The organism is Caryophanon latum, assembly GCF_001700325.1.
In the GTDB taxonomy this organism is placed as follows: Bacteria; Bacillota; Bacilli; order Bacillales_A; family Planococcaceae; genus Caryophanon; species Caryophanon latum.
The window spans coordinates 1-9,983 of sequence record NZ_MATO01000027.1; the positions used below are offsets into that span (position 1 = coordinate 1).

Consider the following 9,983-nt stretch of genomic DNA (forward strand, 5'->3'; position numbering starts at 1 on the left):
CGGGACTTACACCCTAAAGTTTATGCGCATGCTGGGCGCACAACGACAAACCGCCCGAAATTTTTTTCGGACGGTTTTTTACATCATATACATATTACGCCTCCTTATGTATAGGCATTTTATTCAACAAGCCCTTTTACTTGGAACGTTCTTTCCGCATCTTTTATTTTATCCGTTTTTGTTTCATCCACTTCGACGATTAACGTAATAATGTCACCGTTTTTTAAGTTTTCCTGCTCATCTAAATAAACACGAATGGCGCTATCGACTTTCATCATTTCCTCCATCGTCGCCTCGTCTGCTGGGCTATCTGCTGCGTAATTGAAGACGCGCTGCATAAACTGCTCATGATCAAACGTATAGCCAGCAATACCGTCCCCGTTCGCACCGCTAAACTCGACAAATGCAAAATCCGTCACGTCAACAGCGTTTGAAGCATGAGCTTGTTGAACGACTTCAACAGCTTTTTCTTCGTCTTTCATTGACCACCCACCCATTAGCACAATAGCCGCGGCACTTAATGCGAATTTACGATTAATACGTCTCATGCAATCCCCTCCGTTTTCGCGGTTTTTCGTTATTATTAAAAATGTAGCCGAAAAAGCGATTGCGTAAACGTCAATTTGCTCATTTTGTATCGCAATATGCGAAACTCCAGTTGAATGGCTAATCGACATGCTCGAATTAAAAGTAAATAATTAACTTTAAACTATTTATTAATGTAATAATAAGGTATATAATTGTATTTGGTGTTCATTTACATACTTTTTCGGGTTCGTTAATACGCCATATTTACACCTTTTTTCAACTGCAATATCGAAATCAACACGCTTGTAAAGTTATCTTAAATAGGGAGAGAATAGGATTGTATCGACAATTAACAATTAATCATTGCCTGTATGACATTGACGAAGCGATGATGAATACGTTTTTTAGCTTGGCGGAGAAATATCCGATGGAACATGATGTGAGCACCCCGCTTGCATTGCAGGAGGTCGACAATTGGGCAGTCGTTCTTCAAATTTGGTGTTTGTTTCATGAGGATGAGCATCGCAATTTGATTAATCATGAAAAAATGATGGCATATTCGTGTAACTATTATTGCTTAAGCTTACTGCGAGCGGATAAAAGCATTACGAGCTTCTTGCAGCTACATCAGTATAGCGATGAGGTAAAATACGTGCTGTCGTATTATTTAGGGTACTATACACTACACTGGATATACGAACTCATTAACGAGGAGCAAGTGCATAAAGACTTCATTAACTCCAACTTAAGTCGAAACTATTTTTTATTTTCGGAGGAAGAACAGTTATTACATAATGAGCGTCATTTCTTTTATGAGCTACAAAAATATGCGACAAACTTACTTGCCTCAGACTTCCACGCCACGAGCCGCTATGCCAATTACGTGAAAAGCGCGCTTAAGCAAACGACGATATATTTGAGGAAGTTGAAAGTTGTTTAATATATGATCCATGACGACACACCTACTATGATTATTCAAGTAGGTGTGTCTATGTTTGAACGAAAATATAAGTGTTAATTGACTAATAATTTGACTTTTCTCATGTTCCCGAGACTTAAAGTTATCTTATTTTCACCAAAAAGCCCCCAAAAAAATATAGAGGTTGGAAAATAACAAAAATTTATAACAATTAATCCTTCAAAGCAATTTTCCTATTGTACAATGTATTAATAACTTTCTTTATTTCCGCAGAAGGTAATCCAATTTTATCTAGTACCATCGTGAAATAAAGCCATTCTAGTATAAGAATATCTAACCCTATTTTTTTATCAATAGGTTCACTAATGTTACCATGAGCTATTTTATTTCGAGCTTTGCTAATTACTTGAGAAATTTCTGTATATTTAGGTACTTGTAGTTTATTAAGTGAATATAAATGGGCAATAAAAGGATATAAGGTTTCCCAATTTTCTTTTAATGCGTAATTAATTCTCTTTTCTAACGTGACACTTGTTATTTGTTCTTTAAGTTGGCTTTTCAAAGATTTAAAATACTTCTTTTTCTCTCCTGTATTTTCCTTTATTAAATTTTCAATAGCAGGAAGGATGTCTTGCTGATACTCCCTTATTTTTTGTCTTTGTTCTTCAAACGGATAATCCGAAAACGTGAATTGCCATTCAAATCCAGCAACTATCATTACTACAGCCGCTGGAGTTAAATAATCATATTCTGCATATCGTTCTCGAATATGAGCAATATAAATTTTTTTCTGAGCAATTAATTGAAAGAGTTCACTTATTTGCTTTTTTATGAGCTTTAGAGGAATAATATGTTTATTCAACTCAAAAATAGAATTTGTTTCATTTGAAAAATAAGGAATAACTAATTCACCTACTTCTCTTGTTTCATAAAATAAATCAATTTTCACTTCATTATGATTACTCTTATTGGTCATAAAGCAGACAAATTCATCATATATTCGCATTAATTCATATAAGAAATCCCAATCGTCCGTTTTTGAAAAATTTAATTGCAATACGGAATTAATTTTTGCTGGAATGTTAGATTTCCAATCAAACTTCAACCTATATAAAAATTCACCAATAATGCTCTTACTGTCTATATCAAACGAAAATGAATCTCTCTCCTTACGTGCAATTTCTAAATTAACAGTTGCGGTTGCAGTAGGATAATTTATTTTACATAACTCCTCATCAAAATGAATACTGGTTACTTCATTAGATCTAATTGAAAGAGAATCCACATATTTAATTTCTGGTTGTAAAATCACAAAAAATGCAATTACAGCTTTTAATTGCGAGACGGAGATTCTATGCAAATTACTGATTCGAAAAAATATTCTATTATTATTTTTAAAAATGCGTCCGCTTAAAAACTCTGTTGTATCAAATACAAAGAGTTCTATAGCTTCTCTAAAATTATCTAAAGGTATGTATCCTCCATAATCTTCCGTATCAGTTAAATAAATAACATTTTTTTTAACTGTAAAATAAAATGCTCGTTCATTATATTTAAGAATACCTTCCAAATTATTCATCTCCTTTTACGGAAAATATTTTACTAATTATAACATATATGCAAATGACAAAACATTAGATTACATTTTCTCCTTTTAATATTTTTTAATTTTCAGAATTTATTTGCTAATCATCCTTCCACCATATAAAAAAGCCATCCGATTTCACTCGGACAGCTCCTTTTCAATCATTATTTCACCGCGGCAATTGCTTGCGCTAAGTCTTCGATAATGTCTTCTACCGCTTCTAAGCCAATCGATAGACGAATTAAGCCTTCTGATACGCCGGCAGTAATTAAGTCTTCTGCTGATAATTGCTGGTGCGTTGTTGATGCTGGGTGAATAATGAGTGAGCGCGCATCGCCAACGTTTGCTACGTGTGAGAATAGCTTCACGCTGTCGATCACTTGACGACCTGCTTCACGACCACCGCGAATGCCAAACGTTAAAATCGAGCCGTAGCCATTTTTTAAATATTTGTTCGCCAGCTTATGTGTGCCGAAGTCCTCAAACGCGTTGTAGTTTACAAATTCCACTGCTTCGTGGTTGCGTAAGTATTCAGCCACTGCTTGGGCGTTCGCGTTGTGCTGCTTCACGCGTAAGTGCAGCGTCTCAAGTCCTTGTAAAAAGTTAAATGCTGCGTCCGCTGATAACGTTGGACCGAAGTCGCGTAACAGTTGTACACGTAGCTTCGTTGCGAACGCTGCGCCTGCTGCATCGATGCCGTAACGAATGCCATGATACGATGCGTCTGGCTCTGTAAACCCTGGGAAGCGTCCTTGTGTCCAGTCAAATTTGCCACCGTCTACAACGACACCACCGATTGTCGTCCCGTGACCGCCAATCCATTTCGTCGCCGAGTGTACAACGACGTCTGCACCGAACTCGATTGGATTACAGCCGTACGGAGATGGGAACGTATTGTCGATAATAAGCGGTAAGCCGTGCTCGTGTGCGATGTTTGCGACCGCTTCGATGTCTAATACGTTTAAGCTCGGGTTGCCGATCGTTTCGGCAAAAATCGCCTTCGTATTTTCCGTAATGGCTGCGCGGAAGTTTTCTGGATTGCTTTCGTCAACGAATGTTGTCGTAATGCCGTAGCGTGGTAACGTCGTTGCGAATAAGTTATATGTACCACCGTAAAGTGACCCTGCTGCAACGATTTCGTCGCCTGTGCCCGCAATGTTTAAAATCGAGAACGCGATTGCTGCTGCACCAGAAGAAAGTGCGACTGCTGCTGAGCCTTTTTCAAGCAAAGCGATGCGCTCTTCAAATGCGCCAACTGTCGGGTTCATAATGCGTGAGTAAATGTTGCCTGGCTCTTCTAATGCGAATAAGCGCTGTGCATGTGCTGTATCGTCAAATGCGTATGCAGTTGTACGATAAATGGGCACAGCAATTGCTTTTGTAACGGGGTCTGGCTTTTGCCCACCGTGTATAAGTAGCGTTTCTTGTTTAAAGTTTGTCATCTATATCCCTCGCTTTTTCATTACGTTTGTTGAAATAAGATCAACTATACGTAACGATAAAGCAATTTATGAATAAAAGTCAATATAATGCGAAAGTTATGTACTTTAAGGTAAATATACTCTGCTTTTGTCAGTTATTTTTTTGTATAATCGCATCATGTCAACCTTTTTCCGAAATCCTCAATAAAGTAAACCCCATTGCTTTTATCCATTTCTGAAAAAACATTTTATCGTCCGTAAGTTCTTTTAATCGTTCTTTAAGCGTTTATATTCTACGTAACGTATTTATTTTTTATGAATTATTTTTTAAAAAACCATAAAAATAAACATTTCATCTTTTCGAAAATTATGTGAACATTTAGAAAGAATCTAGATTTCATTTTTGTTGCCGTTTTGCCGGAATGTTTTTTACTTGCGACGACTGCAAAAAAACAGCTGTTATACATTTTCACAAACTAGTCGATTTATTGAAAGCGTTCACACGTCGCAACATGTCACGGATACATCATACACAAGGGGGACGAATTATGCGTTGGGTTGTATTAGCATTTTTATTTTTAATCTCTGTATTGAACTATACAGATAAAGCAGTACTAGGCTTAGCAGCAGAACCAATTATGAAAGAGCTTGGACTAAGCTACGATGAATTCGGCTTAGTCGGCAGTGCGTTCTTCGCAGCTTACGCAGTTGGTAGTATTATTCTTGGGTCACTAACATACCGATTCAATTCGAAATATTTATTAATGTTAATTGCTACTGGTTGGACGATCTCGCTTGCAAGTGCGTACTTCGTTGAAACGTTAACACATTTAATTTTATTACGTGTTGTATTAGGATTTTTCGAAGGTGGTACGTTCGGTTTATGTGTCGTTCACTTAGCACGCTGGTTCACTAGCTCGCAACGTGGATTCGCAGCAGCCATTATGACGTCAGGTACGACAGTTGGTACGTATTTAGCTGCTCCAGTGTTAGTAATGGGTATTACAAACGTCGGCTGGCAGCACACGTTCGCAGCGTTAGGTATTGCAAGTTTACTTTGGGCAATCATCTTCTTCTTCATGCGTGATGAGCCGAAAGAGCCAATCGTAGAAGAAGTAAAATCATTAGCATCAAATCAAACAGCACCGTTTAAAGATATTTTAAAAGTATTCATGAACCCATACATTTTATCAATTCTTGTAGTTGGTTTCGTATCAATGTGGATTACGACATGGGTATTAACGTGGGCACCTACATATTTAACGCAAATCGTAGGGTTAGAGCCACAAACGATGAGCTTAGTGTTCGCGGCAATGGGGATTTGTGGTACAATCTTCGCCATTTGTATGGGGAAATTGACAGATACATTATTTAAACGCAACAAGAGCTTAATTAAATCGTATGACCGTGTATTAGTAGCAGTATTCGTTATCGGTGCCATTGCATTCGCTTCAACAACAGTTGTGACATCACCTGTGTTAGCATGTTTATTATTAGGTACAGGTCTCGTATTAAATACATGTTTACTACCGTTAAACGCAGCAATCAAGACGATGATTATTCCGAAAAACTTAGTTGGTAGTGTAACAGGTATTTCATTATCAATCTCAAGTATGGCAGGTGTCATTGGACCTTGGGCTACAGGTTACTTAATTACATTAGCTGGTGAAGATGTACGATCTGGTTTCAACTCAGGTGTATTAGTAGTAGTTGGACTGTATTTATTTACAGCCATCGTATTACTTGCTACACGTAAGCTGAAAATTACAGCAACAGCGAAAGACAATGCACGTATGGAAGCAGCCGATGCGGCAGAAGCAGCAGAAGTTGCAGCAATGGAAGCTCGTTAATAAAAAAAGCGTGTGCATGTATGAGGGGCCGATGCTCGTACATGCACACGCTTTTTATTGTTCAAATGTTAGTTCGCCTAATAATAGCAATGATTGAATTAGCAGTAATAAATACGCAGACAGTGACGCATTTTTCAACGTATCGCCTAATATTTCCTCGATTTGCTTAATGCGGTACTGAATGCCCCCGATTGACAAGCTAAGCTGATTCATCGTTTCCTTCAGGCGCTGATTGTTTAATAAATATACGTACAATGTATGCAGCAGCTCATGGATGCGAGGATTCGTATAATCATATAAGCCTCTTAACATTTTTTCACTTAGCTGATGAATTTGCTCAACGCTCATGTTCGTGACGAAATCGCCTAAAATGCCCAGCTCCTTATAGTGCGTAATCGCCTCGTTATTTTCAAAATTTTGTGCGATATGTGCTTCTTTAAACGCCTGCTCAAACTGTGTAAAATGTGTAAAATGTGTGCTAATTCCAATATTGTACATGAGCTGTTGGCGCTCTGCAAAGACGGTCACAATTTTTTGGCATACGTCTTTAAAATGCGTAATGGACGGGTCGTCATGTGACGTTACGAGTACGAGCTCCTCGCCGATTGCCGTAATGATCGTGCGCGATGACCATTGCTCAAATAAACGCGATAGCTGCACAATTTGCTCGTAATAGTCAATATCGGTGCTGCGCGTGCTACACGGTGTAATTTGAATCGTCGCAACAGTGTACGGCGGGCTAAACTTAAACGGTAAAAACTTTAAGCTTGCTTCAATCGACGCGACGTTTTGCTGATGAATGAGCCGCTCAATAATGGAGCTTTTCGTGCGCTGCTGCTCCTCAAAGCGCGCTTCCTCATACAAAATACATAGCGCAATGACACTCGCGATTTTTTCTAAAAACATGCTGTCGCTATCTTGCATTTTCGTCACATCTTCGTAAATGAACGAGCACGTTGCATAATGCTTTTTATTAATGCGCACAGCAGACGATAATTTGTAATAGCCATTCCCTTTATAAAAATAGCTGTTTTGCTCGTCTTTTTGGAAAATCGATTCTTCTGGCTGCATGAAGCGGCTTAAATTGTCTTCTTGCAAGCCACTCGTTTTCAATATTTGTCCGTGTACATCCTCAATAAGTAGCGGAATATGTAATAAACGATATGCCTCATCAACGAGTTCATGCAGCGAATAACGATCTGTTACATTTTGTGTTAATTGCGTTTGAAACACCGATAGCTTCTCAAGCAGCTGCTTATGATGCACGAGCGCGTCGTACGTCATTTCAAGCTCCTCTAAAATGTTGTCGTTATTATAAAGCGCCAGCAGCTCTCCTTGCTCCTCTAGCCAATCCTCTTCTCGTCTTACTTCATATTCACATACAGGGTCCCCTTTTGCGATGCATTTCGTTTCAATCGCGATGAGTGATGTGCCAAACTCATACGACAATGCGCCGCTTGCGAAGCCACATAGCGTATGGCATACAGGCTCGGTCGCCATGCGCTGCTCGTTGACGTAAATTTCCGCTTCGAACGAGCCGATCCACTGCCCTGTCGCATTAATACATTGCACGGAGCCGTCTAATTGGCGCAAAATTTCTCCATCGAATGTGACATCTTTTACGTGTCCCATTCGCACGTGCCCAGAGCCGATTTTTCGATTCGTATCGCGCTTATTTTCATATTCCTTCGCTGCTTCTAACCCGAAGTCTTTGCCAAAACGATACAGGAAGCCCTTCGTTTTTTGCTTTCCGATGCTATGTTCTAAATTGCTACATAGCTTCGCGAGCGCACTTGCAGACATTAAAACAGTTTTGTCATCATCTTTAAATTGTGTGTTCCCCATACGAAAAATCCCCCTTCATTCCGTTAATATGTACATCATACACATAATATTCTCTTTAATTCAATAATTTCTTTTACTAATGTTTTGTTTTTTCAATAAAAACAACTATTATATTCTGACAATTAAACCGATACACTAGCGATATGAATAACAACACTGAACACACATTGGGGGTATAACATGACGATTTTTGAAGGGTTCCACAATAGTTGGGTATTAGCAAATGGTGTCAAGACGCATTATTCATGGGCAGGTACAGAAGGTCCAGCTGTTATTTTATTACACGGCGCAGGTCCAGGTGCTTGTGGTGCAGCAGGCTGGCGCTTTATGTTACCAGCACTTGCAAAGGCAGGCTTCCGCGCATATGCGGTCGATCAGCTATCAATGGGCTTCACGGACACTCGTGAGCACGCTTGGCCAGTAAACGGTCATCAAAGTCTAGTAGATCATGTGCATGATTTCATTGAGGCGCTTTGCTTAGATGAGGTGCATTTAGTCGGTAACTCACAAGGTGCATACGTTGCCGCAAAATATGCGATCGACCATCCTGAAAAGGTCGGCAAAATTGTATACATCGGCTCGAACACGGTGTATCAAGCAATGCATGACAAGCCGCTTCGCAAAATGCGTTCGTTCTTAGAAGTAATCGGCTATGACTACACAGAAGAGTCGTTACGCAGCTTCATGACACGTAACATCGCAAACGGCACAGAAGTACCAGAAGAGCTCATTCAGCTTCGTCACACTGCGGCAACTCGCCCAGGCGTAAAAGAAGCAAATGACGCATTCGATGCATACATTGCGCGTATGAATGATGAGCCGAAGCTATGGACTCGCTACTCTTTAAAAGATGCATTACCGAAACTCGACATTCCAAGCATCTTCATTTGGGGTAAGCAAGATCACGTAGCACCAGTGGAAGTTGGCGAAAAGCTTGCAGCAATGTTGCCGAATGTGCCGTTCCATTACTTAGACGACTGTGGGCATCAATGCCAAACGGATCAACCAGAAATCGTCAACAATCTTGTCATCGACTTTTTACAAGTAAAAACAGCAGTGCCAAACTAATTGAATGAGGTGATACGCATGGTCATTTTAAATAACCGAACATCTTTATACGAAGAAATGATGGAGAAAGCTACGCGCATTGGAAAATTGGCTGAGGAACAAGCTGCACAAGCAGACATTGAAGCAACGATTTCACCAGAAGTAGCGCAATTAATTCGCGACGAACAAATTCATCGCTTAATTTTACCGAAAGAATACGGTCATCCACAGCTTGATTGGACGACATTTGTCGACTTAGTAAGCACAGTTGGTTACTACAACTTATCAGCTGCATGGATTACGTATTTCTTCTCAGCACATAACGCATGGGTTTGCTACTTACCGAAAGAGCTACGCAATGAAATTATCGAAAGTGAAGGCTTCGTTGCAGACGTGTTCGCACCAATCGGTAAAGTAGAGAAATGTGAAGGTGGCTATCGCGTGTCGGGCACGTATCACTTTGTAAGCGGTATCAACTATTCGGATTGGGTAGGCGTTGGCGCATTTATGAAGTTTGATGGCTCAGATAAGCAAGAGCGTGTAGGTATTGTATTAAAGGTAAGCGATTTAGAAATCGTGAAAAACTGGGATGCACTCGGTTTACGCGGATCAGGCAGTAACACATTAATCGTAGACAACGTATTCGTAAAAGAAGAGGCAATTTTACGCTTCAGTCAAATTATTGAATGCAGTCAGCCACCAGAAGCGGCGACGGAAAGCTACGATGAAAATTACTTATACTATAACACACCGTTCTACCCTGGCTTCTACGTAGGGTTTGCTGCAAT

The 9,983-nt window shown here is 39.6% G+C and carries 8 protein-coding genes; 4 read left to right on the plus strand and 4 right to left on the minus strand.

Going from position 1 to position 9,983, the window contains the following annotated elements; genetic code table 11:
- Nucleotides 1-119: 119 nt before the first annotated feature.
- Entirely contained in the window at nt 120-548 is a 429-nt protein-coding gene (locus tag A6K76_RS06265; protein WP_066463189.1) for a hypothetical protein, read from the minus strand.
- A 317-nt stretch (nt 549-865) separates the two neighbouring features.
- Between A6K76_RS06265 and A6K76_RS06270 the strand changes: the two genes are divergently transcribed.
- Nucleotides 866-1,468 (plus strand): hypothetical protein, encoded by a 603-nt coding sequence (locus A6K76_RS06270; protein ID WP_066463200.1) that lies wholly within the window; start codon nt 866-868, stop codon nt 1,466-1,468.
- A 190-nt stretch (nt 1,469-1,658) separates the two neighbouring features.
- On the opposite strand, the gene A6K76_RS06275 is transcribed toward A6K76_RS06270, so the two are convergent.
- A complete protein-coding gene (locus A6K76_RS06275) occupies nt 1,659-3,017 on the minus strand; it encodes a HEPN domain-containing protein (protein WP_066463202.1) in 1,359 nt (452 codons plus the stop codon).
- A gap of 179 nt (nt 3,018-3,196) precedes the next feature.
- Nucleotides 3,197-4,474, minus strand: coding sequence for an O-acetylhomoserine aminocarboxypropyltransferase/cysteine synthase family protein (locus tag A6K76_RS06280; RefSeq protein WP_066463203.1), 1,278 nt, complete (start codon nt 4,472-4,474; stop codon nt 3,197-3,199).
- Nucleotides 4,475-5,001: 527 nt separating this feature from the next.
- Between A6K76_RS06280 and A6K76_RS06285 the strand changes: the two genes are divergently transcribed.
- Nucleotides 5,002-6,303: an MFS transporter gene (locus A6K76_RS06285; protein WP_066463204.1), complete on the plus strand. Its 1,302-nt coding sequence runs from the start codon at nt 5,002-5,004 to the stop codon at nt 6,301-6,303.
- Between the two features lie 54 nt (nt 6,304-6,357).
- Here A6K76_RS06285 and A6K76_RS06290 read toward each other — a convergent pair whose 3' ends face one another.
- Nucleotides 6,358-8,148 (minus strand): V4R domain-containing protein, encoded by a 1,791-nt coding sequence (locus tag A6K76_RS06290; protein WP_066463206.1) that lies wholly within the window; start codon nt 8,146-8,148, stop codon nt 6,358-6,360.
- Nucleotides 8,149-8,328: 180 nt separating this feature from the next.
- On the opposite strand from A6K76_RS06290, the gene A6K76_RS06295 reads away from it, so the two are divergent.
- Together A6K76_RS06295 and A6K76_RS06300 are read left to right on the plus strand one after the other, a co-directional pair.
- A complete protein-coding gene (locus A6K76_RS06295) occupies nt 8,329-9,216 on the plus strand; it encodes an alpha/beta fold hydrolase (protein ID WP_066463209.1) in 888 nt (295 codons plus the stop codon).
- 18 nt (nt 9,217-9,234) lie between these two features.
- Nucleotides 9,235-9,983 (plus strand): acyl-CoA dehydrogenase family protein (locus A6K76_RS06300; RefSeq protein ID WP_483772850.1); only part of this gene is annotated, 749 nt, incomplete at its 3' end.

Bases quoted from the DNA above. Each gene is read 5' to 3' on its own strand.
- A6K76_RS06280 (WP_066463203.1), bottom strand. From the start codon at position 4,474: ATGACAAACTTTAAACAAGAAACGCTACTTATACACGGTGGGCAAAAG.
- A6K76_RS06265 (WP_066463189.1), bottom strand. From the start codon at position 548: ATGAGACGTATTAATCGTAAATTCGCATTAAGTGCCGCGGCTATTGTG.
- A6K76_RS06295 (WP_066463209.1), top strand. From the start codon at position 8,329: ATGACGATTTTTGAAGGGTTCCACAATAGTTGGGTATTAGCAAATGGT.
- A6K76_RS06290 (WP_066463206.1), bottom strand. From the start codon at position 8,148: ATGGGGAACACACAATTTAAAGATGATGACAAAACTGTTTTAATGTCT.
- A6K76_RS06285 (WP_066463204.1), top strand. From the start codon at position 5,002: ATGCGTTGGGTTGTATTAGCATTTTTATTTTTAATCTCTGTATTGAAC.